The organism is Streptomyces sp. NPDC040432 (assembly GCF_055595445.1).
This window is the reverse complement of the sequence record NZ_JBVIVP010000002.1, coordinates 284,582-309,478: the sequence shown is the minus strand read 5'-3', so window position 1 is coordinate 309,478 and position 24,897 is coordinate 284,582. Positions and strand designations below refer to the sequence as shown.

The 24,897-nt window shown below is 73.0% G+C and carries 25 protein-coding genes; 16 read left to right on the top strand and 9 right to left on the bottom strand.

The window, feature by feature from the left end; genetic code table 11:
* The first annotated feature begins 76 nt into the window (after window positions 1-76).
* The 3 genes from ACZ58N_RS05070 to ACZ58N_RS05060 all read left to right on the top strand — a co-directional run bounded on the left by ACZ58N_RS05070 (window position 77) and on the right by ACZ58N_RS05060 (window position 2,412).
* Window positions 77-718 carry a DUF6758 family protein gene (locus ACZ58N_RS05070; RefSeq protein ID WP_471155737.1) on the top strand — a complete coding sequence of 214 codons (642 nt, stop codon included), beginning with the start codon at window positions 77-79 and terminating at the stop codon, window positions 716-718.
* Window positions 719-883: 165 nt separating this feature from the next.
* On the top strand, window positions 884-1,750 hold the full coding sequence (locus ACZ58N_RS05065) for a PHP domain-containing protein (RefSeq protein WP_471155735.1): 867 nt from the start codon (window positions 884-886) through the stop codon (window positions 1,748-1,750).
* Between the two features lie 56 nt (window positions 1,751-1,806).
* Window positions 1,807-2,412: a MarC family protein gene (locus ACZ58N_RS05060; protein WP_471155732.1), complete on the top strand. Its 606-nt coding sequence runs from the start codon at window positions 1,807-1,809 to the stop codon at window positions 2,410-2,412.
* Between the two features lie 81 nt (window positions 2,413-2,493).
* On the opposite strand, the gene ACZ58N_RS05055 is transcribed toward ACZ58N_RS05060, so the two are convergent.
* The 3 genes from ACZ58N_RS05055 to ACZ58N_RS05045 form a co-directional block, all read right to left on the bottom strand.
* On the bottom strand, window positions 2,494-2,646 hold the full coding sequence (locus ACZ58N_RS05055; protein WP_471155729.1) for a hypothetical protein: 153 nt from the start codon (window positions 2,644-2,646) through the stop codon (window positions 2,494-2,496).
* 96 nt (window positions 2,647-2,742) lie between these two features.
* Window positions 2,743-3,600 (bottom strand): alpha/beta fold hydrolase, encoded by an 858-nt coding sequence (locus tag ACZ58N_RS05050; RefSeq protein ID WP_471155727.1) that lies wholly within the window; start codon window positions 3,598-3,600, stop codon window positions 2,743-2,745.
* A 91-nt stretch (window positions 3,601-3,691) separates the two neighbouring features.
* Complete coding sequence (locus ACZ58N_RS05045) at window positions 3,692-5,752, bottom strand: DEAD/DEAH box helicase (RefSeq protein WP_471155725.1); 2,061 nt, start codon at window positions 5,750-5,752, stop codon at window positions 3,692-3,694.
* Between the two features lie 449 nt (window positions 5,753-6,201).
* On the opposite strand from ACZ58N_RS05045, the gene ACZ58N_RS05040 reads away from it, so the two are divergent.
* A complete protein-coding gene (locus ACZ58N_RS05040) occupies window positions 6,202-6,960 on the top strand; it encodes a ferritin-like fold-containing protein (RefSeq protein ID WP_281209306.1) in 759 nt (252 codons plus the stop codon).
* A 169-nt stretch (window positions 6,961-7,129) separates the two neighbouring features.
* Here ACZ58N_RS05040 and ACZ58N_RS05035 read toward each other — a convergent pair whose 3' ends face one another.
* From ACZ58N_RS05035 to ACZ58N_RS05020, 4 genes are all read right to left on the bottom strand, one after another.
* Window positions 7,130-7,432 carry a hypothetical protein gene (locus tag ACZ58N_RS05035; RefSeq protein WP_471155721.1) on the bottom strand — a complete coding sequence of 101 codons (303 nt, stop codon included), beginning with the start codon at window positions 7,430-7,432 and terminating at the stop codon, window positions 7,130-7,132.
* Between the two features lie 117 nt (window positions 7,433-7,549).
* Window positions 7,550-7,777, bottom strand: coding sequence for a DUF3107 domain-containing protein (locus ACZ58N_RS05030; protein WP_281209304.1), 228 nt, complete (start codon window positions 7,775-7,777; stop codon window positions 7,550-7,552).
* A gap of 120 nt (window positions 7,778-7,897) precedes the next feature.
* Complete coding sequence (locus ACZ58N_RS05025; RefSeq protein ID WP_388888944.1) at window positions 7,898-8,536, bottom strand: TetR/AcrR family transcriptional regulator; 639 nt, start codon at window positions 8,534-8,536, stop codon at window positions 7,898-7,900.
* 167 nt (window positions 8,537-8,703) lie between these two features.
* Window positions 8,704-8,919 (bottom strand): hypothetical protein, encoded by a 216-nt coding sequence (locus tag ACZ58N_RS05020; protein ID WP_471155718.1) that lies wholly within the window; start codon window positions 8,917-8,919, stop codon window positions 8,704-8,706.
* Window positions 8,920-9,048: 129 nt separating this feature from the next.
* On the opposite strand from ACZ58N_RS05020, the gene ACZ58N_RS05015 reads away from it, so the two are divergent.
* From ACZ58N_RS05015 to ACZ58N_RS04965, 11 genes are all read left to right on the top strand, one after another.
* Window positions 9,049-10,029 (top strand): alpha/beta fold hydrolase, encoded by a 981-nt coding sequence (locus tag ACZ58N_RS05015; protein WP_471155716.1) that lies wholly within the window; start codon window positions 9,049-9,051, stop codon window positions 10,027-10,029.
* A 5-nt stretch (window positions 10,030-10,034) separates the two neighbouring features.
* Window positions 10,035-11,462 carry a DUF3152 domain-containing protein gene (locus ACZ58N_RS05010; RefSeq protein ID WP_471155715.1) on the top strand — a complete coding sequence of 476 codons (1,428 nt, stop codon included), beginning with the start codon at window positions 10,035-10,037 and terminating at the stop codon, window positions 11,460-11,462.
* Between the two features lie 69 nt (window positions 11,463-11,531).
* Window positions 11,532-11,627, top strand: coding sequence for an Ms4533A family Cys-rich leader peptide (locus ACZ58N_RS05005; protein WP_471155713.1), 96 nt, complete (start codon window positions 11,532-11,534; stop codon window positions 11,625-11,627).
* Window positions 11,628-11,801: 174 nt separating this feature from the next.
* A complete protein-coding gene (locus ACZ58N_RS05000; RefSeq protein ID WP_471155710.1) occupies window positions 11,802-13,556 on the top strand; it encodes an ABC transporter substrate-binding protein in 1,755 nt (584 codons plus the stop codon).
* An 80-nt stretch (window positions 13,557-13,636) separates the two neighbouring features.
* A complete protein-coding gene (locus ACZ58N_RS04995) occupies window positions 13,637-14,536 on the top strand; it encodes an ABC transporter permease (RefSeq protein WP_471156555.1) in 900 nt (299 codons plus the stop codon).
* On the top strand, window positions 14,533-15,525 hold the full coding sequence (locus ACZ58N_RS04990) for an ABC transporter permease (RefSeq protein ID WP_471155708.1): 993 nt from the start codon (window positions 14,533-14,535) through the stop codon (window positions 15,523-15,525). Before ACZ58N_RS04995 ends, ACZ58N_RS04990 begins: the two co-directional genes overlap by 4 nt.
* A complete protein-coding gene (locus ACZ58N_RS04985) occupies window positions 15,522-17,150 on the top strand; it encodes a dipeptide ABC transporter ATP-binding protein (protein WP_471155706.1) in 1,629 nt (542 codons plus the stop codon). The genes ACZ58N_RS04990 and ACZ58N_RS04985 overlap by 4 nt, the downstream gene beginning before the upstream one ends.
* A 240-nt stretch (window positions 17,151-17,390) precedes the next feature.
* Window positions 17,391-19,019, top strand: a complete 1,629-nt coding sequence (locus tag ACZ58N_RS04980; protein ID WP_471155703.1) for a DUF3492 domain-containing protein — start codon at window positions 17,391-17,393, stop codon at window positions 19,017-19,019.
* Window positions 19,016-20,044, top strand: coding sequence for a hypothetical protein (locus tag ACZ58N_RS04975; protein ID WP_471155701.1), 1,029 nt, complete (start codon window positions 19,016-19,018; stop codon window positions 20,042-20,044). Before ACZ58N_RS04980 ends, ACZ58N_RS04975 begins: the two co-directional genes overlap by 4 nt.
* A 98-nt stretch (window positions 20,045-20,142) precedes the next feature.
* Window positions 20,143-21,138 carry an NAD-dependent epimerase/dehydratase gene (locus tag ACZ58N_RS04970; protein WP_471155699.1) on the top strand — a complete coding sequence of 332 codons (996 nt, stop codon included), beginning with the start codon at window positions 20,143-20,145 and terminating at the stop codon, window positions 21,136-21,138.
* Window positions 21,126-21,890 carry a spherulation-specific family 4 protein gene (locus ACZ58N_RS04965; protein WP_471155698.1) on the top strand — a complete coding sequence of 255 codons (765 nt, stop codon included), beginning with the start codon at window positions 21,126-21,128 and terminating at the stop codon, window positions 21,888-21,890. The genes ACZ58N_RS04970 and ACZ58N_RS04965 overlap by 13 nt, the downstream gene beginning before the upstream one ends.
* 30 nt (window positions 21,891-21,920) lie before the next feature.
* On the opposite strand, the gene ACZ58N_RS04960 is transcribed toward ACZ58N_RS04965, so the two are convergent.
* Window positions 21,921-22,043: a hypothetical protein gene (locus tag ACZ58N_RS04960; RefSeq protein WP_471156610.1), complete on the bottom strand. Its 123-nt coding sequence runs from the start codon at window positions 22,041-22,043 to the stop codon at window positions 21,921-21,923.
* Between ACZ58N_RS04960 and moeZ the strand changes: the two genes are divergently transcribed.
* A complete protein-coding gene (gene moeZ, locus ACZ58N_RS04955) occupies window positions 21,987-23,150 on the top strand; it encodes an adenylyltransferase/sulfurtransferase MoeZ (RefSeq protein ID WP_471156553.1) in 1,164 nt (387 codons plus the stop codon). The two genes, ACZ58N_RS04960 and moeZ, sit on opposite strands and share 57 nt — an antisense overlap.
* A gap of 87 nt (window positions 23,151-23,237) precedes the next feature.
* Here the strand turns inward: moeZ and ACZ58N_RS04950 are convergent, their stop codons facing one another.
* Window positions 23,238-24,833 (bottom strand): alpha/beta hydrolase, encoded by a 1,596-nt coding sequence (locus ACZ58N_RS04950; RefSeq protein ID WP_471155696.1) that lies wholly within the window; start codon window positions 24,831-24,833, stop codon window positions 23,238-23,240.
* Window positions 24,834-24,897: the final 64 nt, after the last annotated feature.

The following is a 24,897-nucleotide window of genomic DNA, read 5'->3' as shown; positions in this document are numbered from 1 at the left end:
CCCGCCGGGTACGGATGACATCCGGACGGGTGACCGCGCCTTGACGGGGCGGCGGGCGGGGAGGAGCGTGCTTCTTATGAGGGGCGAACCGAGTTGCCCGAAGTGCGGTGGCCGGGTGCGCGCGCCCGGTCTTTTCGCCGACTCCTGGCAGTGCGCCGCGCACGGCGCCGTCCACCCGCTGCAGCCCGTCATCCCGCCCAGCGTCGAGGGACTCGGCGTGGTCGTCCACCGGGCGCGGGTGCCGGTGTGGATGCCGTGGCCCCTTCCGGTGGGGTGGCTCTTCACCGGGGTCGCCACCGCGGGCGACGACCGCAGCGGCGGCCGTGCCACCGCCGTCGCCTGCTCGGGCCCCGGGCCGCTGGGCGGCCTCGGGGAGCTGCTGCTGGTCGCGGAGGAACTCGGCGTAGGCCTCGGCGCGCGTTTCGCGGGCATCGACGGGCCGGACCCCGGCCCGCACATCGACGTTTCGGGCCCGCCGGACGCGAAGGTCGTCGCGGCGGGGCGGCCGGCGCCGCTGTGGCACCTCAAGGGCGTGCCCGACGACCGCGCGGTCTTCGCGGGCGAGGCGCGGGGGATGTGGTTGTGGGCCATCGTCTGGCCGGAGCAGTCCGGCCTCCTCATGTACGACGAACTGGTCCTCACCGACCTGCGCGACGCGGGCTCCGAGGTGGAGCTCCTGCCCTGCGGCGCCCTGAGCCCCCGCATCCTGAGCCCCTGACCCCGCCGGCCCCTGACCGCCCGTCCCGGGCCGCCCGTTCTCCCCGTGACCCCTGATCCGTCGCTGGAGGGGCTTGCCACCGGGCGTCCGGCAGGGTAAGGGGCACGGGGTCGACGCGGTTATCCTGGAGTGTCCCCCCGTCCCCGCGAGCCCTGGAGTTCGGCTGTGCGCATCGACCTGCACGCCCACTCCACCGCCTCCGACGGCACGGACACCCCCGCCGAGCTGGTGCGCAACGCCGCCGCCGCAGGTCTCGACGTGGTCGCGCTGACCGACCACGACACGGTCGCCGGGTACGCGGAGGCGACGGCCGTCCTTCCCGACGGTCTGACCCTGGTCACGGGGGCCGAGCTGTCGTGCCGGCTCGACGGCGTGAACCTGCACATGCTGGCGTACCTCTTCGACCCGCGGGAGCCCGAGCTCTTCCGGGAGCGGGAGCTCGTCCGCGACGACCGCACCCCCCGCGCCCAGGCCATGATCGGCAAGCTGCGGGAACTCGGCGTGGACATCACCTGGGAACAGGTGGCGCGCATCGCCGGCGACGGCTCGGTCGGCCGCCCGCACATCGCCACCGCCCTGGTCGAGCTGGGCGTCGTCCCGACGGTCTCCGACGCGTTCACCGAGCAGTGGCTCGCCAACGGCGGCCGCGCCTACGCGGAGAAGCACGAGTTCGACCCGTTCGACGCGATCCGCCTGGTCAAGGCCGCCGGCGGGGTCACCGTCCTCGCGCATCCCGCCGCCGTCAAGCGCGGCCACTGCGTGTCCGAGGCGCAGATCGCCGCCATGGCGGCCGCCGGCCTGGACGGCATCGAGGTGGACCACATGGACCACGACGCCGACACCCGCGCCCGGATGCGCGCCCTGGCCGCCGACCTGGGCCTGTTGACGACCGGCTCCAGCGACTACCACGGCAGCCGCAAGACCTGCCGGCTCGGCGAGTACACGACCGACCCCGAGATCTACGGCGAGATCACGCGCCGGGCGACCGGCGCCTTCCCCGTGCCCGGCGCCGGCGGAGCCCCGCGCGCGTAAGCGCCGCGCGTCCTTCCTCCCCTTTTCTTCACACCCCTCACCTGCAAGGCATCACTGTGCTCGACTTCGCCGTCTTCGGATCCCTCTTTCTCACGCTTTTCGTGATTATGGACCCCCCGGGAATCACGCCGATCTTCCTCGCGCTGACCTCCGGGCGTCCCGCCAAGGTGCAGCGCCGCATGGCCTGGCAGGCCGTCTGCGTCGCCTTCGGCGTCATCGCCGTCTTCGGGATCTGCGGTCAGCAGATCCTGGACTACCTGCACGTCTCCGTCCCCGCGCTGATGATCGCGGGTGGCCTGCTGCTCCTGCTGATCGCGCTCGACCTGCTCACCGGCAAGACCGATGAGCCCAAGCAGACCAAGGACGTGAACGTCGCCCTCGTCCCGCTGGGCATGCCGCTGCTGGCGGGTCCCGGCGCGATCGTGTCCGTCATCCTGGCCGTGCAGAAGGCCGACGGGGTGACCGGGCAGGTCTCGGTGTGGTGCGCGATCATCGCCATGCACGTGGTGCTGTGGCTGACCATGCGCTACTCGCTGGTGATCATCCGGGTCATCAAGGACGGCGGCGTGGTGCTCGTGACCCGGCTCGCGGGCATGATGCTCTCCGCCATCGCCGTCCAGCAGATCATCAACGGCGTGCTCCAGGTCGTACGCGGAGCCTGACGCGCGGGCCGGGACGCACCGGCGTCCCGGACACACGAACGCCCCCGCACCGGATTTCGGTGCGGGGGCGTTGCGCGAGGTTCAGGAGGACGCCGGTCCGGCCGGTCGGATCAGGATGCGCTGGCCCACTGAGGCCGCGTGCTGCACGATCCGGTTGACGGAGGCCGCGTCCACGACGGTGCTGTCCACGGCGGATCCGTCGACGTCGTTCAGGCGCAGAATCTCGAAGCGCATGGGCTTCTCCCTTCGTCGGTGTTTCTCCTTGCACAGGGTTAACGAAGTGTAAGCCGCAAACATTCCCTACGCTAAGGAAATTTTTTCCCTCGCTAACTACCTCTGGAGGGCGAGCTCCCAGAACGAGGCCAGCGCACCCGCCGTGACCTGCGGATTCTCCGCATTGGGGGAGTGTTCGGCATCCTCGACGATCACTCGCGCCGCACTCAAGCGAACGGCCATCTCATCCAGCAACGGGACGGGCCAGGCGTAGTCGACCTTTCCGGACAGAACGAGCTTGGGCAGTGCCAGCTCCGCCAGCTCCGCCACCCGGTCCGGCTCGCCGATCAGCACCCGGCCGGTCGTGATCAGCTGCTCGGGCACGGTCGCCAGCCAGCGCTCCCGCAGGAACTCCGTCATCGCGGGACCGTCGGGAAGGGTGTCCTCGGGGTCCTGGGCCCGCATCGCCGCCCACAGCGCCGGCATGTCGTCCCGCAACGCCTCCAGACCGGCGACCAGCAGCTTCGTACGGGCCTGCTGGACCTCGGTGATCGCGCCCGGCCCGCTGCTCATCAGGGTGAGCGAGGCGAAGGGCGCGGCGTCGCGCAGGACGGCCGCGCGGGCGATGAGGCCGCCGAGGGAGTGACCGACCAGGTGCAGCGGCCCGCCACCCAGCACGGCGGCCTGGGCCAGGACGTCGCGGGCCAGCTCCTCCAGCCCGTACGCCGCCTCGTCGCGGGGCCCCGGCGTCTCGTACTGGCCGCGCCCGTCGACGGCGACGACCCGGTACCCGGCCGCGGCCAGCGGCTCCAGCAGGCCGACGAAGTCCTCCTTGCTGCCCGTGTACCCGGGAACGAGCAGCGCGGTGCCCCGCACGGGCCGCCCGGCCTCGTGCACGGCGAAGGCGCCGCGGGCGGTGGTGAGGCGGTACGCGCGGGCTACGGACGGCAGGGTGAGGCGCGGCGGCTTGCTCATGGCCCGAGGCTACCGGCCCGTAGCCCCCGGGTACGAGAACGGCCCCGGTCCCCTGCGAAAGGGGACCGGGGCCGGTGTGCGGGCGTGGGCCCTACGCCTCGGGGGCGGTCTCCGCGACCTTGCGGGCGCGGGTGCGCTTCGGCTTGGCCGGAGCCTCCTCGGCGGAGGCTGCCGTCGGAGCGGCGACCTCCGCGGCCGGGGCCGCCTTGCGGGCCCGCGTGCGCTTCGGCTTCGCGGGCGCCTCCTCGGCCGGCGCGGCGACCTCGACGACCGGAGCCGCCTCGACCGCCTTGCGGGGCCGGGTCCGGCGGGTCTTGACCGGCGGCTCCACCATCGGGGCCATCTGGAAGTCGGGCTCGTCGACGGCGGGCGCCACGACCCTGCGGACGCGGGGACGGCGCGGGGCGACCGGAGCCTCCTCCACGGCCGGAGCCGCGACGAGGGCTGCCTCGGCGGCGGGCGCCGCGACCTTGCGGGCCCTGGTCCGACGCGGGGCGACCGGGGCTTCCTCGGCCGGGGCCGGGATGACGGCTGCCTCGGCGACGGCCTCGGCGACGGGCGCCACGGCCTTGCGGGTCCGGGTGCGACGCGCCTTGACCGGGGCCTCGTCGGAGACGGCCGGAGCCTCGGCCGCGGCCGGTGCCTCGACGACGGCGACCGGCACCTCGACGACGGCGGCCTCGGCCACCGCCGCGGCGGCGGCCGTGGCGGACACCCGGGTCCGGCGGCGGCGCGGCCTGCGCGGCTCCTCGACGCCCGGAGCGGCCGGGGCCGCCTCGGGGGCCGGGGTCACCGGCGCGTCCACGGTCTCGGTGCCGAGGTCCGAACCACCGCGGGTGCGGCGGCGCTGACGCGGCGTACGGGTGCGTGCGGGACGCTCCTCGGTCACCACGGCGGCAGCGGCGGGGCCGCGGCCACCACGGCCACCGCGCCCACCGGTCTCGCCGAGGTCTTCGAGGTTCTCGGCCCCCAGGCCGGCCCGGGTGCGCTCGGCGCGGGGCAGGATGCCCTTGGTGCCGGCCGGGATGTTCATCTCCTCGTACAGGTGCGGCGACGTGGAGTACGTCTCGACCGGGTCGTGGAAGTCCAGCTCCAGCGCCTTGTTGATCAGCTGCCAGCGCGGGATGTCGTCCCAGTCGACCAGGGTGACGGCGATGCCCTTCTTGCCCGCGCGGCCGGTGCGGCCCACCCGGTGCAGGAAGGTCTTCTCGTCCTCCGGCGTCTGGTAGTTGATGACGTGGGTCACGCCCTCGACATCGATGCCACGGGCGGCGACGTCGGTGCAGACCAGCACGTCGACCTTGCCGTTGCGGAAGGCGCGCAGCGCCTGCTCGCGGGCGCCCTGGCCCAGGTCGCCGTGGACGGCGCCCGAGGCGAAGCCGCGCTTCTCCAGCTGCTCGGCGATGTCGGCCGCCGTGCGCTTGGTGCGGCAGAAGATCATGGCCAGGCCACGGCCCTCGGCCTGGAGGATGCGGGAGACGAGCTCCGGCTTGTCCATGTTGTGCGCACGGAAGACGTGCTGCGTGGTGTTGGCGACGGTCGCGCCCTCACCGTCCTCGGAGACGGCGCGGATGTGCGTCGGCTGCGTCATGTAGCGACGGGCCAGGCTGATGACGGCGCCCGGCATGGTCGCCGAGAACAGCATCGTCTGTCGCTTCGGCGGCAGGTAGCTCATGATGCGCTCGACGTCGGGCAGGAAGCCCAGGTCGAGCATCTCGTCGGCCTCGTCCAGGACGAGCGCGCGGACGTGCGAGAGGTCGAGCTTCTTCTGGCCGGCCAGGTCGAGCAGGCGGCCCGGGGTGCCGACGATGATGTCGACGCCCTTCTTGAGCGCCTCGACCTGCGGCTCGTACGCGCGGCCGCCGTATATGGCGAGGACGCGGACGTTGCGGACCTTGCCCGCGGTGAGGAGGTCGTTGGTGACCTGGGTGCACAGCTCGCGGGTGGGAACCACCACGAGGGCCTGCGGGGCGTCCGTCAGCTGGTCGGGGCGGGCGCGGCCGGCCTCGACGTCGGCGGGAACGGTGACGCGCTCCAGCAGGGGGAGGCCGAAGCCCAGCGTCTTGCCGGTGCCGGTCTTCGCCTGGCCGATGACGTCCGTGCCGGAAAGGGCGACGGGGAGGGTCATCTCCTGGATCGGGAAGGGGGACACGATGCCGACGGCCTCAAGGGCCTCGGCCGTCTCGGGATAGATCCCGAGGTCTCGGAACGTAGTCAGGGTGCTGCCTCTTCTGTGAGACGCGGCGCGAGGCGGCGAGGGGGGTCGTACCGTGCCGTGCTTGCAGTACTGCCACGTACGAAGCTGCGCGGGACCACTAGCCTTCGCTCAAGCGCTTCTGCCGCTGAGGGGGCCCCTCGTGCGGAGGCTGTACGCATGGACGTACGCACCACACCGAGGGCGGTCGGGTTGGAGCCGATCGGGCCACCGACCGGGCATCCTCATTCGGACGGCCCGCCGAGTATTCGGCAGGCGCATTACCACTGTACCCCGGAATCGCGCAGCTGTGTCGGGTGAATTCACCGGGTAGGCGCGTTTACACGGACCGACAGTGTGCAGGTGTGGTGACTTGTGCGGCCTTTCGGGCGGCTATTGTGCGGAGCATGTCGACCGTAGAAAACGCATCTCCCGCCGACGACAGCGCCCCCGCCGAGGCGCACGGAATCGCCGCCCAGGACTGGGCGACCGCCTCGGCGTCGCCCCAGTACCGGGCCGCCGTCGTGGACCTCCTCGGCGCGCTGGCGTACGGAGAGCTCGCGGCTTTCGAGCGGCTCGCGGAGGACGCGAAGCTCGCACCCACCCTCGATGACAAGGCCGAACTCGCGAAGATGGCCTCGGCCGAGTTCCACCACTTCGAGCGGCTGCGCGAGCGGCTGGCGGCCATCGACGTCGAGCCGACGGCCGCGATGGAGCCCTTCGCGAAGGGCGTCGACGACTTCCACCGGCAGACCGCCCCGTCGGACTGGCTGGAGGGCCTGGTCAAGGCGTACGTCGGCGACTCGATCGCCAGCGACTTCTACCGCGAGGTCGCCACCCACCTGGACACCGACACCCGCGCCCTCGTCGTGGGCGTCCTCGACGACACCGGCCACGGCGGCTTCGCCGTCGAGAAGGTCCGTGCCGCGATCGAGGCCGACCCGCGCTGCGGCGGCCGGCTCGCCCTGTGGGCGCGTCGCCTGATGGGCGAGGCGCTCTCGCAGGCCCAGCGGGTGGTCGCCGAGCGCGACGCGCTCTCCACGATGCTGGTCGGCGGCGTCGACGGAATGGCGGCGGGCTTCGACCTGGCGGCCGTCGGCGAGATGTTCACCCGGATCACCAAGGCCCACACGAAGCGGATGGCGGCATTGGGCCTCGCGGCCTGACCGCTCGCGCGTCCACCACGTTCGGGGGTCCTGTCCGCAGGGCCCCCGTTCCGTTTTCCGGGTTCCGTGCCCCGGGACCCCCGCCCGCGGGGCGGTGGACGCCGATCCGGCACCTCAGGGCCCGCCCGGCGATCCACCCGGAGGTTCCGGAGCCCCGTCCCCCGAGGGGTCAGCCCCGCGAAGGGAGCGAAAACGGAGCCCTGCGGGGCGTCCTCCCCGCATGCGGGTCCGGCCGCAGCAGCAGGGACAGCACGACGGTCGACACCAGGGCGGCACCAAGGAACGTGTAGGCCAGGGTGTTGTGCCCGGGACCCAGCGCGGTGTGCGTGAGGTACGCCCCGAAGAGGGCCCCCGCCGCACCGCTGACCAGCACGATTCCGGGAGACGGCAGCCGTCGGGCGAAAACCCGCACGGCCGCGCCGGCCAAGGCGAGACCCAACAGACCGGAGCCGAGCGCCTCCAACAGCAGCATCTGGTCACTCCCATGCGGTCGGGGGCAGGCGGTCACTGCGGTCCTACCCGAAGCGGAACAAAGGGAAACGGCCCGGCGGAGTCAACCGCCGGGCCGTTCCTCTCAGTTCTCGGTGCCTCAGAGCGCTCCGAAGCCGACCTTGCGCACGCTCGGCTCGCCCAGGTCGATGTACGACAGGCGGTCCGACGGCACCAGGACCTTGCGGCCCTTGATGTCGGTGAGGCTGAGCAGCGGCGCCGTGCCCGACAGCGCGGCGGAGACGATGCTCTCCAGCTCCTCGGCGCTCAGGTCGCTCTCCAGCACGATCTCCCGGGGTGCGTGCTGCACGCCGATCTTGACCTCCACGGCTTTGTCCCTCCGACGGTCCGGTTCGCGCGATCAGCCGCGCCGTACCCGGTCCACATTAGCCCGGAGAGGGGACACGATCGGCTCGCGGCGGACACGCTCGCAGCGAACAGGTGCCGGTCAGGCGTCCGTGCCGTGCAGCGGGAAACCGGCGATGCCGCGCCAGGCCAGCGACGTCAGCAGGTCCACGGCGGTGTCCCGGGCGACGGGGCTCGCGCTGGACAGCCAGTACCGGGCCACGACCTGGGACACCCCGCCCAGGCCCACGGCGAGCAGCATCGACTCGTCCTTCGACAGCCCCGTGTCCTCGGCGATGACGTCGGAGATCGCCTCGGCGCACTGGAGCGAGACCCGGTCGACGCGCTCGCGCACCGCGGGCTCGTTCGTCAGGTCCGATTCGAAGACCAACCGGAAGGCGCCGCCCTCGTCCTCGACGTACGCGAAGTAGGCGTCCATCGTGGCGGCCACGCGCAGCTTGTTGTCGGTGGTCGACTCCAGCGCCGTGCGCACCGCGACCAGCAGGGCCTCGCAGTGCTGGTCCAGCAGTGCCAGGTACAGGTCGAGCTTGCCGGGGAAGTGCTGGTAGAGCACCGGCTTGCTGACTCCGGCGCGCTCCGCGATGTCGTCCATCGCGGCGGCGTGGTAACCCTGTGCGACGAAGACCTCCTGGGCCGCGCCCAGGAGCTGGTTGCGCCGGGCGCGACGCGGCAGTCGCGTGCCCCGCGGACGCGCTGCCTCGGTCTGCTCGATGGCTGTCACGCCGCCTCCCACTTTCTTTCAGTACACAGTGCGCTCTGCGCCGCGCCGCCATCGTACTTTTCGGTAACCCGATCTGGTGGGTTCAAGCCGAGTTTTCTCGCGGTACGGACCGGCCGGACACGCTGGTCAGCGGCGGGCGCGGGCCGTGAATGGGCCGACGGTGCCCCTCAGCGGTAGTCCTCCTCGTCGAGCGGGACGACGCGGGCCTGCTCCGCGGCGTCCGCCTCGGGTGCCTCGCCCGGCTCCAGGCCGGACAGCGGGTCGTCCTCCTGCTGTTGGATTTCGGCCCGTTGCTCCGCGACGTCCGCCTCGGGCGCCTCGGGGTCGGTGATCTCCGGAATCCTCCCCCGGAAGGTGTCCGGTTCCGCAGGGTCGGCTGTCATCGCGCTCCCCTCGCCTTCGCTCCTCCCTATGAGCCTAGGAGGATCGGGGATCCTCCGCCAGGTGGTCCTGTGACCGCGAACACAAGGGAAGTCCGAGGGGTGGGCGTGATCCTCTCGTAACATTGCCCCATGTCTTCGACCGAGCTGCCGGGTGTGCGGTCCACCGTCGAGCCGAACCCCCAGGTGGGGGCGGTACGGGTGGCCGAGGGGGAGCAGCTGCGCACCGTCACGCTGCCGGGCCTGGAGCTGAACGTACGTTTCCGGCCACCCGTACGGGAGGGTCTGCCGCCCGCGCTCTTCGTGCACGGACTCGGCGGTTCCTCCCAGAACTGGTCCGCGCTCATGGAGCAGCTGGCCGGCGTCGTGGACGCCGAGGCCGTCGATCTGCCCGGCTTCGGCTGGTCCCCGCCGCCCGCCGACCGGGACTACTCCGTCACCGCGCACGCCCGGGCCGTCATCCGTCACCTCGACGCCGCCGGGCGCGGGCCCGTCCACTTGTTCGGGAACTCCCTCGGTGGCGCCGTCTCCACCCGGATCGCGGCGGTCCGCCCCGATCTGGTGCGCACGCTGACGCTGGTGTCGCCGGCGCTGCCGGAACTGCGCGTGCAGAGATCGGCCGTCCCCACCGCCCTGCTGGCGCTGCCCGGCATGGCCACCCTGTGCACCCGCCTCACCAGTGGGCTGACGGCCGAACAGCGCACCCGGGGAGTGACGGCGCTCTGCTACGGGGACCCCGCACGGGTGACGCCCGAGGGGTTCGGGTGGGCCGTCGAGGAGATGGAACGGCGGATGGCCCTGCCGTACTTCTGGGACGCCCTGGCCCGCTCGTCACGCGGGATCGTCGACGCCTACACCCTCGGCGGACAGCACGGGCTGTGGCGTCAGGCCCAACGGGTGCTCGCACCGACCCTGTTGGTCTACGGTGGCCGGGACCAACTGGTCTCGTACCGGATGGCGCGCAAGGCCGCCGCCGCCTTCAGGGGCTCGCGGCTGCTGTGCATGCCGGAGGCCGGGCACGTGGCGATGATGGAGTACCCGGAGGTGGTCGCCGCCGCCTTCCGGGAGCTGTTGCACGACACCGACCGGGACACCGAAGACGGCAAGGGCTGAGGACCGTGGGACGACATAGTCGCAAGGGCCCTGCTCCTGCCGCCCCCGCTCCGGCGGACGGCCCGCCGCGGCCGGAGCAGCGACACCACGGGGACCCGTACGGGGATCCGTACGGAGCCCTCTCCGGCGCCCTGTACGAGCCGGCGCCCCACGGGGCGTCCGCGGCCACCGACTTCCCCCCGACGCGCCCCGCCCCCCACGGGGAGCCCCGCGGCCCGCGCCGGGCGCCCGAGCCCACCGTCATCCACCAGGGGTACGTCCCGCCGGCAGGCCCCGGCGCGCGACCCGGCGGCCGGCCCGACTCGTACGAACCCGGTGGGGCCCGGGGTGCGCACCCGCCCGCGGAGCCCGCCGTCCACGGCGACCGGCGCGGCACCCCCCGGACCCCCGCGTCGGTCTCCGCGCTGCGGACCGCCGCCGGAGCGCCCGTGTCGGTCGCGCCCCGTCCGTTCGTCACCGATCCGTTCGCGGAGGACCCCTTCGCGGACGACCCCTTCGTCTCCGGGCGTCCCGCCCCCGACCCGTTCGGGGCGGCGCCCCTGGTGCCCGGGCCGCGGGAGGCCGAGCCCGCCGCCACCGGCGAGCGCACCGGATCCGGGCGCGGAACGAAGTTCCGTACGTACACCGGGATGGCCGCCGCGGCCGTCACCACCGTCCTGGCCGTCGTCGTCGCGGGTCAGGTCGCGCTCGACGACGATTCCATCGGCGGGACGCGCGCCGCCGGGGACGACGGCGTCGAACGTGCCATGAGCGGCCGGACGGACCGGTCCGAGGGACGGCCCACCCCCGACTCCCCGCCGGTCGTGGCGGCACCCGCGCCGGAGCAACCGCTGACGTACGAGCAACGGATGGCGCTCCAGCTCCCGATCGACCCCCGACTGAAGGGACCCGGCACCTTCGACACCGTGGCGGGCGTGGAGAAGGCGCCCGGCAAGGGCAAGGTGGTGCGCTACCGGGTCGACGTCGAGCAGGGGCTCGGCATGGACCAGCAGCTCTTCGCGGACGCCGTGCAGCGCACCCTCAACGACCCGCGCAGCTGGTCCCACGGCGGGCAGATGACGTTCGAGCGGGTGCCGGCCGGCGACGTGCTGTTCGTGATCACCCTGGCCAGCCCCGGGACGACCGGCGAATGGTGCGCCAAGTCCTCGCTGGACACCACCGTCGACAACGTCTCCTGCGACTCCGCCTCCACCGAACGCGTGATGATCAACGCGTTCCGTTGGGCCCAGGGCTCCACGACCTTCGGTCCCGACCAGATGCTGGCCTACCGTCAGATGCTCATCAACCACGAGGTCGGGCACCGGCTCGGACACGGGCACGTGAGTTGCCGGACGCCGGGCGCGCTCGCGCCGATCATGCAGCAGCAGACGAAATCCCTCAACATCGACAATATTCAATGCAAGCCCAATCCCTGGGCCTTCCCCGGGAGTTGATCGGAGATTCCGGAGCGGTACCGGTCCTTTCGTTGACAGGGTGTCCGCTCATCGGTCATTGTTCTCCGCATGTCGCACCGCCACACCCTCTCCGCGAGCGCCGCCATCGAGCTGGCGCTCCTCGGTGTGGCCGCGCACAGCGTGGCCGACATCTCCTGTCGCTGACGCCTGCCTGAGCGCCGCGACCTCCTCACCGACTGCGTCGCCGCGCCCGGGCATTTCCTGCCCGCGGGCGCGGCTGCTCCTTTCCGACGGTCCATTTCCGTTCGCCGACCGGCGACAGCTGCCCCTCGCGTGGCCTTTTCCGCATCCCATTCCACGCCGAGAGGTCCTTTTCCCATGCATTCCGTCGGTCCGGTCCGTCAGTCCCACAGAGCGCGCCGCGTGGCCGCGGTCGCCGTCAGCCTCGTACTGGCCGGGGGAGCCGCGGCGTGCGGGCCCGAGGACGCCGCGGGCAAGGCCGCCGCCGAAGGCAAGCCGGGAGCCGCCGGGGCCGCGCCGCAGAAGGGCGGCACCCTGACCGTCCTCAACAACGAGCCGCAGAGCGACTTCGACCCCGCGCGGCTCTACACCTCGGGCGGCGGAAACGTTCCCTCGCTGGTCTTCCGCACGCTGACCACCCGCAACCGCGAGGACGGCCCGGCCGGCGCGAAGGTCGTCCCCGACCTCGCCACCGACCTCGGCAAGCCCAACGCCGACGCCACCGAATGGACTTACACCCTCAAGGAAGGGCTGAAGTACGAGGACGGCTCCCCGATCACCACCGCCGACATCAAGTACGGCATCGAGCGCTCCTTCGCCGCCGAACTCTCCGGCGGCGCACCCTACTTGAGGGACTGGTTGGTCGGCGGCGAAAGCTACCAGGGCCCCTACAAGGACGGCGGCAAGGGCCTCGACTCCATCGTGGTGCCGGACGCCAGGACCATCGTCTTCAAACTCCGCAAGCCCGAGGGCGAGTTCCCCTTCCTCGCCACCCAGACCCAGTTCGCCCCCGTGCCCAAGGTCAAGGACACCGGCGTCAAGTACGAGGAGCACCCGGTCTCCTCCGGCCCGTACAAGGTCGTCAAGAACGACGGCGACGGCGAACACCTCACCCTGGAGCGCAACGAGCACTGGGACGAGAAGACCGACGAGGAGCGCAAGGCCTACCCCGACCGGATCGACGTCCGCTCCGGGCTCGACGCCGCGGTCATCAACCAGCGGCTGACCACCGGCTCCGGCCCCGACGCCGCAGCCGTCACCACGGACACGAACCTGGGCCCCGCCGAACTCGCCCAGATCGGCGACAACAAGGAACTGGCGTCCCGCGTCGGAACCGGTCACTTCGGCTACATCAACTACCTGGCCTTCAACCCGAAGGTCGCCCCCTTCGACAACCCGAAGGTCCGCCAGGCCATCTCCTACGCCATCAACCGCACCAGCGTCATCAACGCGGCCGGCGGCTCCGCCCTCGCCGAGCCCGCCACCACCTTCCTGCCCGAACGCGAGGCCTTCGGCTTCACCGCCTACGACCACTTCCCGGCGGGGAGGACGGGCAACCCGGAGAAGGCCAAGGAGCTCCTCAAGGAGGCCGGCCACCCCGACGGCCTCACCATCACCCTGACCCACTCCACCGCGCAGAACCGGCAGACCAGCCCCGAGGTGGCCACCGCCGTCCAGCAGGCCCTCGCCGCCGCCGGCATCACCGTCAAGCTGGAGGGCCTGGAGAACAACGCCTTCAACGAGAGGCGTTGGGACGTCAAGAACACGCCCGGCTTCTTCCTCTCCCGCTGGGGCGCCGACTGGCCCTCCGGCGCCCCCTTCCTCGCCCCGATCTTCGACGGGCGGCAGATCGTCACGAACGGCTCCAACTACAACCACGCCCAGCTCGACGACCCGGCCGTGAACGCCGAGATCGACGAGATCGCCAAGCTCACCGACCTCGCCGCCGCGGGCAAGCGCTGGGGCGCCCTCGACAAGAAGATCGGCGAGCAGGCCCTCGACGTGCCGCTCTTCCACCCGGTCTACAAGCGCCTCGTCGGCAAGGACGTCAAGAACGTCGTCATCAGCGACTGGACCGGCGTCCTCGACATCTCGCAGGTCGCCGTCAAGTGAGCGTCCTGATCGAAAAGCCGGTCACCGCCGCCGGGGGCGTCCCCCCGGCGGCGGGCGCCGCGCGCCAGGTCCTGCGCCGGATGCTGCGTCGCCCCTCCGCGATCGCGGCCGCCACGGTCCTGGCACTGCTCGTCCTGCTCGCCCTCGCCGCACCACTGTTCGCCCAGCTCACCGGTCAGGATCCGAACGCCTACCACGACGACCTCGTCGACTCCGCACGCGGCGGCGTCCCCCTCGGCTCCTTCGGCGGCGTCTCCGCCGACCACTGGCTCGGCGTCGAACCGGGCACCGGCCGCGACCTCTTCACCCGCCTCCTGTACGGGGCGCGGGTCTCCCTGCTCGTCGCCCTCGGCGCCACCGTCGTACAGATCGCCGTCGGCGTGGGCGTCGGACTCGCCGCGGCCCTCGGCAACCGCTTCGTCGCCCAGGTCATCGGCCGCTTCACCGACGTGATGATCGCCCTGCCCATGCTGGTCATCGGCATTGCCCTCACCGCCGTCGTCCCGCCCGACTTCCCCCGAGAACTGCTACTGATCCTGCTCATCGGGCTCTTCGACTGGGGTGGCACCGCCCGCATGGTCCGCGCCCGGACCCTCGCCCTGACCGGCCTCGACTTCGTCGAATCCGCCCGGCTCTCCGGGAACGGCACCCTGCGGATCGCCCGCCGCGAACTGCTGCCCGCACTGGCCGCACCCGTCGTCACCCTCGCGGCGATCAAGGTTCCCGGCGCCATGGTGGCCGAGGCCTCGCTCTCCTTCCTCGGGGTCGGGGTCAAGCCGCCCACCCCCTCGTGGGGGCAGATGCTGTCCGGCGCGCAGACCTGGTTCCGCGCCGACCCCGCCTACGTCCTGCTCCCCGCCGGGCTGCTCTTCGTCACCGTGCTGGCCTTCACCGTCCTCGGCGACGCCGTCCGCACGGCCCTCGACCCGCGCGAGGGCTCGCGCCTGCGGGTCGGCACCAGGAAGGAACGCACGGCATGACCGGCTTCGTGCTCAAACGGGTCGGGGGCGCCCTCCTCGTCCTGCTCGTCCTGTCCGTCGTCGTCCACGCCCTCTTCTACGTCGCCCCCGGCGACCCCGCCCGCCTCGCCTGCGGCGAACGCTGCAGCCCGCAGCAGATCGCCCAGGTCCGCGAGCAACTCGGCCTGAACGACTCCGTGACCGTGCAGTACCTGCGCTTCCTCCAGGGAATCCTCGTCGGCCGGGACCACTCCGGCGGCGCCGGGCTGGTGCTGCACTGCGACGCCCCCTGCCTCGGCTTCTCGTACCAGAACGACCGGCAGGTCACCGAGCTGATCCTGGAACGGCTGCCCGCCACCCTGTCGCTCGCCGTCGGCGCGCTCGTCATCTGGCTCGTCATCGGCGTCGGCACCGGACTGCTCTCCGCGCTGCGCCGCGGCGGCCCCACCGAGCGGGCCCTGACCGTCCTGACCCTCGCCGGGACCGGGACGCCCGTCTTCATCCTGGGCCTGCTGCTGCTCATGTTGATCTGCGCCCACCTCCGGTGGTTGCCCTTCCCGACCTACGTCCCGCTGGGCGAGGATCCCGAGCAGTGGGCCTGGAACCTGCTGCTGCCCTGGCTCACGCTCGGCCTGTTCGAAAGTGCCAAGTACGCCCGCATCACCAGGAGTTCGACCCTCGAAACACTCGCGGAGGACCACATCCGCACCTTCCGCGCCTACGGGGTGGGCGAGCGCGCCATCGTCACCCGGCACGCCGTGCGCGGCGCCGTCGCCCCCGTGATCGCCCTCAGTGCCGTGGACTTCGGCACCATGATCGGCGGCGCGGTCCTCACCGAATCCCTCTTCGGCATCCCCGGCCTCGGCAAGACCCTGATCGACGGCGTGCGCGTCGTCGACCTGCCCGTGGTCGTGGGCGTCGTCCTCGCCATCGGAGCGGCGGTCGTCATCGCCGGCGCCGTCGCCGACCTGCTGTACGCCGTCGCCGACCGAAGGGTGGCCCTCGCATGACGGAACTGCTGGTGGAGGTCGACGGCCTCACGGTCGACTTCCCGATCGGCGCGCCCGGCGAACACGTACGGGCCGTCGACGGCGTCTCCTTCACCCTGGAACCCGGCCGCGCCCTCGGCATCGTCGGCGAGTCCGGCAGCGGCAAGTCCACGGTGGCCGCCGCCCTGCTCGGGCTGCACCGCGGCACGGGCGCCCGCCTCGGCGGGACCGTCCGCGTCGACGGCACCGACGTGGGCACGGCGTCCGCCGCCGACCTGCGCCGACTGCGCGGCTCGGTCGCCGCGATGGTCTTCCAGGACCCGCTCGGCGCCCTGGACCCGTACTACGCCGTCGGCGACCAGATCGCCGAGGTGTACCGGGTCCACGCGGGCGGCCCCCGACGGGCCGCCCGGAAGCGGGCCGTCGAGGTCCTGGACCGGGTGGGCATCCCCGACGCCCCGCGACGCTCCCGCTCCCGACCCCACGAGTTCAGCGGCGGCATGCGCCAACGCGCCCTCATCGCGATGGCCCTGGCCTGCGAGCCGCGCCTGCTGATCGCCGACGAACCGACCACCGCGCTCGACGTCACCGTCCAGGCGCAGATCCTGGACCTGCTGCACGGACTGCGCGAGGAACACGGACTCGGCCTGCTGCTGGTCACCCACGACGTGGGCGTGGCCGCCGAGAGCGTCGACGACCTGCTCGTCATGCGGGACGGCTCCGCCGTCGAGCGGGGTCCCGTGGCCGAGGTCCTCTCCGCGCCGGAAGCGCTCTACACCCGGACCCTGCTGGCCGCCGTGCCCCGGCTCGACACGCCCCGCCCACCCCGGCTGCGGGCCGCCCCCGCCGAAGCCGCACCCGTCGTCGAGGCCCTCGCGCTGAGCCGGGAGTTCGGCCGGGGAGGGCGCCGGATCACCGCCGTCGGGGGCGTGTCCCTCGCCGTGCGGGAAGGCGAGACGCTGGGCATCGTCGGGGAGAGCGGCAGCGGCAAGAGCACCCTCGGACGGATGCTCGTCGGACTGCTGGCCCCCACCTCCGGGCAGGTCCGGCACGCCGGCACCGGGATCAGGGGCGTGGCGTCCGGCGCCCAGATGGTCTTCCAGGACCCGGTGTCCTCCCTCAATCCGCGCCGCTCGGTCGGGGAGTCCATCGCCGACCCGCTGCGCGCCGCCGGGGAGCGCGACGAGGGCGCCATCCGCGCCCGGGTCGGGGAACTCCTCGTCCGCGTCGGATTGGAGGCGGGGCACCACGACCGCTACCCGCACGAGTTCAGCGGCGGTCAGCGCCAACGCGTCGGCATCGCCCGCGCCCTCGCCCCCCGACCCCGGCTGATCGTCTGCGACGAACCGGTCTCCGCCCTCGACGTCACCACCCAGGCGCAGGTCACGGCCCTGCTGGCGGAGCTCCAACGGGAGCTGGGCATCGCGCTCGTCTTCATCGCGCACGACCTGGCGGTGGTCCGACAGGTCAGCGACCGGGTCGCCGTCATGCGCAACGGCCTGATCGTCGAGGAGGGACCCGTGGACCGGGTCTACGACCGACCCGCCCACCCGTACACGCGCCGGCTGCTCGACGCCGTACCGGCCCTCGACCCGGCACTGGCCGCCGGTCGCCGCTCCGCGCGTCAGGAGGCCGTCGCCCAGTAGCGCTCCGGGGCGCTCCGGGGCGTTCGGGGCGCGTGCGGGGGAGTGCGGAGGAGGCCGGGGAGACACCCTTTCCTAGCGTGCTCGAACGCGAACCGTACGGGAAAGTTACGACTCTTCACCCCTTCCGGTGGCGCGACGGACAACCGTCCGTCGCGCCTTCGGCATATCCGCTTGAGTTCTTCCGCGGCGGGTCGCCGGGCCGACGGCGACCCCCTGAACGGGAGATCGGGGGTGCCACTCGTGCGGATCGCACTGCTCACGGAAGGCGGTTATCCGTATGCGGCCGGAGAGGCGAGGCTGTGGTGCGACCGGCTCGTGCGCGGTCTCCCGCAGCACGAGTTCGAGCTCTACGCGCTGAGCCGCAGCGCCCGTCAGGAGGAGCACGGCCGCGTCCGGCTCCCCGACCACGTCACCCGCGTACGGACCGCCCCGCTGTGGGCCCCCGCCGACGACGGCCGCACCCACTCCCGCCGCGAGCGGCGCCGCTTCACCGAAGCCTTCGGGGAACTGGTCCGCGGCGTCTGCGCCGGCCAGGGCGAGCCCTTCGCCGCCGGGCTCTACGCCCTCGCCGAACTCGCCCGCGACCAGGGCGGGATGTACGCCGCCCTGCGCTCGGAGACGGCCGTGCGCACGGTCGAGTCCGCCTGCCGGGCGGGCGGCGCCGCCCGTGCCGTCCAACTGGCCCAGGTACCGGACCTGCTGGAGTTCGTCGACGAACTGGAACGGGCGCTGCGCCCGCTGTCCCTCGACTGGTACGAGGACGGCGAGGAGGGCCTCGGCGCGGTCGACGTGTGCCACGCAGCCGCCGGCGGGGTCGCCGCGCTCCCCGGTCTGCTGGCCAAACGCTTCTTCGGGGTTCCGCTGCTGGTCACCGAGTACGGGGTGCAACTGCGCTCCCACTACCTGTCCGAAACCGACGACACCCGGCCCGCGCTCCGCGCCCTGCTCGCCGCCTTCCACACCCGGCTCGCCGGGGAGATCTACGCCCGGGCCGACCTGCTGACCCCCGGCAACGCCCACGCCCGCCGCTGGCAGGAGCGCTGCGGAGCCCCCCGCGACCGGCTGCGGACCGTCTACCCGGGAATGGAGGCGGACCGATTCGCCGCCGTCGGCGAGGAGCCGGAGTGCGGCGACCCCGACACCCTGGTGTGGGCCGGCAGGATCGACCCGGCCAAGGACCTGATCGGCCTGCTGCACGCCTTCGCCGACGTCCGCCGGGCCGCCCCGCGGGCCCGGCTGCGGATCTTCGCGACGGCCGTCGCGCCCGGCGCCGCCGCCCTCGGCTACCTCGCCGACTGCCGCTCGCTGGCCGCGCAGCTCTTCCCCGACGAGGCCGCCGACGCCCGCACGGTGGGGGAGAGCCCCGTCACCTTCGAGGAGGTCGGCGGCCCCGAGGCGCCCACCCCCGCCGACGCCTACGGAGCCGGGCGGATCGTGGTGCTGTCCTCGGTGATCGAGGGCTTTCCCATCACCCTGGCCGAAGCCATGTTCTGCGGCCGGGCCACCGTCTCCACCGACGTCGGCGCCGTCCGCGAGGTCATCGGCGGCACCGGGCTCGTCGTCCCGCCCCGCAACCCCCGCGCCCTCGCCGACGCCTGCCTCGCCCTGCTGGGCGAACCCGAACGGGCCCAGCGGCTCGGCTCGGCCGCCCGGGCCCGCGCACTCGAACTGTTCACCGTCGAGCAGAACGTCACCGCCTTCCAGGACATCTACCTGCGGCTCCTGGCCCGCGGCTCCGCCCGGCCCGACGGGGAGATCCCCTTCGAGCAGCCCGCGGAAGCCCGGGTCCCGGGCCACTGGACCACCCCCACCTGGGCGGCACCCGGTTCCACCGGCGGCGCCTCCGGGATCACGGAGGCCACCGCGTGACCACCCTCGACCACGGCCCCCTCACGGGCGACACGCACGGTCCCGGCGGCGCACCGGCGGCCCCGGCCGCACCGGCCGCGACGCCCACGGCCGACGCGGGCCCCGGCCCCGCCGCGCCCCGCCCCCTCGCGGGACCCGACGGCCCGACCCCGGGGGCGCCCCGGCGGCGGACCGCCGGCGGGGACCCCGTCAAGTCGCTGCTGCACCGCCACCGGGAACTCTGCGAGCGGGCCGTCGACCCGCTGGAGATCGCCGCCGGCCTCGAAGCGCACGGCATCACCGACCGCACCGCCGCCCGGTTCCGCCACCGCGACGTCTTCTCCCTCGCGGAGGAGCTGTACGCCCGAACCCCCCGGGACGAGGCCCGGCCCGCCCCGACCGCGCCGGCGCCGGCCGCCCGGGCCTCGTCCGGGCGCGCCCTGCGCGGCGTCGGATACTCCCTGCTGCCCGGCGCCGTCGCGGTGGGCGCGGCCGCCACCGGGACGCCGTGGGCGGGCCTCCTCGCGACGCTCGTCACCGCCGGGGCCCTGGTCCTGCCCAGGCGCGCCACCGGTGGCCGGTTCCCCTGGGTCGCCCACCTGATCGGCGCGGCAGCCATCGGTTGGTCCGTGCACCGGCACGGTCCCGCCCTAGGCGCCGCGCTCGCCCTCGCCGTCGCCCCCGGACACCTGGCCGGGCTCCTCTTCGCGGCCGGCGCCCGTCGCCGGATCGCCGCCAGCCGGGCCCTGGAGGACTTCGCCGACGGGGCGCGGCCCCTGCTCGCCGGGACCCTCCTGCTGTTCACCGCGGCCGCCACGGGGGCGGCCGCGGTGATCGGAGCGCCGCTCGCGGCGGCGGTGCCGCTCGCGGTGCTGCTGTTCCTGGCCCGTCTGCTGCTCGGCCACGGCGCCCACCGCGCGCCCGTGGCCGTGGCACTGGCCGTCGCCCTGGTCCCGGATCCGGCGGTGGTGACCGCCGCCGCGGCGGGACTCCTCGTACACGCCTTCCTCGCGCTGTCCCGGGCCTCGGCCCACGCGCGTCCCTGAGCTTCGGAGCCGACGCCGGAGCGCCGTACCCCCTACCGAATCCCACCACCAAGGAGCAACAGGATGACCGGCCAGCCAAACAACCAAGGGGCGGCGCGATGAGGGTGCTGCTGATCGGAGCCAACGGGTACCTCGGCCGCTACGTCGCGGACCGGCTGCTCGCCGACCCCGCCGTCCAGCTCACCGCCCTCGGCCGCGGGGACGACGCCGACGTCCGCTTCGACCTCGCCACGGGCAGCCCCGGCGCGCTCACCCGCTTCCTCGACGCCGTCCACCCGGGTGTCGTCATCAACTGCGCGGGCGCCACCCGCGGAGGTGCCCGGGAACTCACCCGGCACAACACCGTCGCCGTCGCCACCATCTGCGAGTCGCTGCGCCGCAGCGGCTGCGGCGCCCGGCTCGTCCAGCTCGGCTGCGCCGCCGAGTACGGGCCCAGCCAGCCCGGTTCGTCCACGGCCGAGGACGCCGTGCCGAGACCCGGCGGGCCGTACGGCGTCAGCAAGTTGGCCGCCACCGAGCTCGTCCTCGGATCCGGGCTGGACGCCGTGGTCCTGCGGATCTTCTCGCCCGTCGGTCCCGGCACGCCCGCGGGCTCCCCGCTCGGCAGGCTCGCCGAGGCCATGCGGCGGGCCATGCAGTCCGGGGACGGCGAGCTCAAGCTGAGCGGCCTCGGCGTGCAGCGCGACTTCGTCGACGTCCGGGACGTCGCCCGGGCCGTGCACGCCGCCTCGTTGTCCGCCGCCCAGGGCGTCGTCAACATCGGCACCGGCCGCGCGGTCCGGCTGCGCGACGCCGCGGCCGTCCTCGCCCGGGTCGCCGGCTACGGCGGAGCCCTGCACGAACTCGACCTGCCCCCGCAGCACGCGCACCCCGGCCGGCCGCCGGGCCTCGCCGCCATCGGCTCGCCGCGCTCCGAGGCGACCGCCGAGCAGCTCGCCGGGACCGCCCCGCAGCCCTACCCGTACCCGGACGGTTGCGGCGCCTGGCAGCAGGCCGACGTGCGCACCGCCCGCGACCGGCTCGGCTGGCGACCGCGCATCAACCTGGAGGAATCCCTGGCGGACATCTGGATGGAGGCGGCGTGCCGCATCTGACCACGCCGCCCGGAAGCCCGGCGGCCGCCGCGACCGGGGCCGGTCGCCTCGGCCTCGGCGCCCCGGGCTACGCCCATCCCCTGCTGGCCCCCGTCGAGTGGGCGGAGCTGACCCGGCCCGGGACCCCCCTGCACTGGGCGGTCCTCAACGTGACGGAGGGCCCGGGAGGGCGCCCGGACCCGCACTGCGGTGACGCGGCCGCGAAGCTGCGGGCCCCGGGCGCCGGGGGTCCCCGTCTCCTCGGTCATCTCGCCGTGCGGGACGGCGCGCGGCCCTTGGCGGAGCTCATCGCCGACGCGCACCGGTTCCGCGACTGGTACGGGGTGGCCGGCTTCTACCTCGCCGACGTGCCCGCCGACCGGTCGGAACTGGCCTTCGTCCGCAGGGTCACGGACACCCTGCGCGGGCTCGGCGAGGACCTGCTCATCGTCCTCGGGCACGGCACCCACCCGTACGCGGGCTACGCGGAGGCCGCCGACCAACTGGTCACCTTCTCCGGGGCCTGGGCCGACTACCGCTGGTCCCAGGTGGCCGAGTGGACGGCCGAGCACCCGCCGGAGCGGTTCTGCCACCTCGTCCACGGGGTGCCCCGCACCCACCTGGAGGAGGCCGTCCGGATCGCCCGCTGGCAGGGCGCCGGAACGGTCTGGCTGACCGACCGGCGGGGGGCCGGGGACCGGGACCCGTGGGCCTCGATGCCCGGGTACTGGGACGAAATCGTCTCGCGGATCGGGACGAGTGTCTCGGAATGAAGTGGAGCGTGGCAGTGTTACGGGACATAACTAGCCCTTGATGCTCCCCGTGACCGCGGGGATGACCCGCCTGGAGCCCCCGTGTCGCTGCCACCCCTGGTAGAGCCAGCTGCTGAGCTCACCGTTGACGAGGTCCGTCGGTACTCCCGTCACCTGATCATCCCGGATGTCGGGATGGACGGGCAGAAGCGCCTGAAGAACGCCAAGGTGCTCGCGGTGGGCGCCGGCGGCCTCGGCTCGCCCGCCCTCATGTACCTGGCCGCGGCCGGCGTCGGCACGCTGGGCATCGTGGAGTTCGACGAGGTCGACGAGTCGAACCTGCAGCGCCAGATCATCCACAGCCAGGCGGACATCGGCCGCTCGAAGGCCGCTTCGGCGCGCGACAGCGTGCTGGGCATCAACCCTTACGTCAACGTGGTCCTTCACGAAGAGCGGCTCGAAGCCGAGAACGTGATGGAGATCTTCAGCCAGTACGACCTCATCGTCGACGGCACGGACAACTTCGCCACCCGATACCTGGTCAACGACGCCTGCGTGCTGCTGAACAAGCCGTACGTGTGGGGTTCGATCTACCGCTTCGACGGCCAGGCCTCGGTCTTCTGGTCCGAGCACGGCCCCTGCTACCGCTGCCTGTACCCGGAGCCGCCGCCGCCGGGCATGGTCCCGAGCTGCGCCGAGGGCGGCGTGCTGGGCGTGCTCTGCGCGTCCATCGGGTCGATCCAGGTCACGGAGGCCATCAAGGTCCTCACCGGCGTGGGCGACCCGCTCGTCGGCCGCCTGATGATCTACGACGCCCTGGAGATGCAGTACCGCCAGGTCAAGGTCCGCAAGGACCCCGACTGCGCGGTCTGCGGTCCGAACGCCACCGTCAAGGAACTCATCGACTACGAGGCCTTCTGCGGCGTCGTGTCGGAGGAGGCCCAGGAGGCCGCCGCGGGTTCGACGATCACTCCCAAGCAGCTCAAGGAGTGGATCGACAACGACGAGCCGATCGAGATCATCGACGTCCGTGAGATCAACGAGTACGAGATCGTCTCGATCCCCGGCGCGAAGCTGATCCCCAAGGGCGAATTCCTGATGGGCACGGCCCTCCAGGACCTCCCGCAGGACAAGCGCATCGTCCTGCACTGCAAGACGGGTGTCCGCAGTGCGGAGGTCCTCGCCGTCCTGAAGTCCGCGGGCTTCGCCGACGCGGTGCACGTCGGTGGCGGCGTCATCGGCTGGGTCCACCAGATCGAGCCCGAGAAGCCGATCTACTAGACCGGCGACCCCGGTCCCCCGAACGCCCCGACGGGGCCGTACCGCGTCCGCGCGGTACGGCCCCGTTCGCGTCACCGGGGTCCGGGCTCAGGTGCTCTCCGAGGCCTGCGGCCCGTCCGGGGTCTTCGTGGCATCGGGGGCCGCCGTGCAGACGGAGTTCGCGGTCGGCACCTTCCCGTCCAGCAGGTAGCCGTTCACCGCCTTCTGCACGCAGGGGTCACCGCTGTTGTAGGCGCCGTGGCCCTCGCCCTCGTAGGTCAGCTCCACGCCCACGCCCTCGCCGAGCCGCTCCACCATCTTGCGGGCCCCCTCGTACGGGGTCGCCGGGTCGCCGGTGTTGCCGATCACCAGGATCGGGGCGGAGCCGGGGGCGGAGACGTCCGGGGTCTCCCAGGCGCCCGCCACGGGCCAGTCGGTGCAGCTCAGCATGGCCCAGCCGAGGAAGTCACCGAAGACGGGCGACGCCGCGCGGAACTCCGGGAGCTTGGCCCTGGTCTGCTCCAGGGTGTAGCGCTCCTTGGAGTCGGCGCAGTTGATGGCCGTGTTCGCGGCCATGATGTTGCTGTAACGCCCTTGCTGGTCACGTCCGTTGAGGGAGTCGGACAGGGCCATCAGCAGCTGGCCCTGACCGCCCTCGGCCTCGTCGAGGCCCTGCTCCAGCAGCGGCCACAGCTCCTTGGAGTAGAGGGCCTGCGCGATGCCGTTGGTCGCCGCGCTCTCCGTGAGCTGCCGGTCGCCGATGCCCGCGATGGGCTTGGCCGCCAGCGACTTCTGGAGCTTGATGACGTTCTCCTCGATCTCCTTGGCCGTGCTGCCCTGGAGCAGGCAGGCGTCGCCCCGGTCCACGCAGTCCTGCGCGAAGTTACCGAGGGCGAGCTGGAAACCCTTGGCCTGGCCGAGGGAGCCCTGTTCGGAGGTCTGCGTCGGGTCCACGACGGCGTCGAACACGGCCCGGCCGACGTTCTTGGGGAAGAGGTGTGCGTAGACCCCGCCGAGTTCGGTGCCGTAGGAGATGCCGAAGTAGTTCAGCTTCTCGTCGCCGAGGGCCTGACGGATCCGGTCCAGGTCGCGCGCCGCGTTCTCGGTGCCGACGTACGGCAGGACCTGGCCCGAGTTCGCCCGGCAGGCCTTCTGGTACTCCTTGATGGCGTCCAGGTACGCCTTCTCCTGCGCGGGGGTGGTCGGGGAGGAGTCCTGGGCGTAGTACGCGTCCAACTGCTTGTCGGTCTCGCACCGGACGGGTGCGCTGGCGCCCACCCCCCGGGGGTCGAAGCTGACCAGGTCGTACCGGTCGCGCAGGGCGTCGAACTCCTTGGCCGCGCCGGGGAGGGTGGCGATGCCGGAACCGCCCGGACCGCCGAAGTTGAAGACGAGCGAGCCGATCCGGTTCTTCTGGTCCCGGGCCTTGGCACGGATCAGCGCGATCGGGATCGTCTCGCCCCCGGGGTCCGCGTAGTCGAGCGGCACATCGAGGGTGGCGCACTGCCAGTCCTTGGCGGGCGCCGGGCCACCGCCCTGCAGGGCGGTGGGTGCTTCGCAATCGCCCCACTTGAGGGGCTTGACGTCACCGGAGCCGTCGGCGCCGGGTTTCTCCGTGCCGCCCCCGTCGGAACAGGCGGCGGTGGTGAGCAGCGCGGCGGCGAGGGCGGCGGCAGCGGCGTTCCGCAGGGCGTTTCTCGGCATGTTCCCCATCCTGCGGGGGCCATGGCCGCCGCGCCCGCGCCGTGGGCCGTTCGGGGGTCCGGCG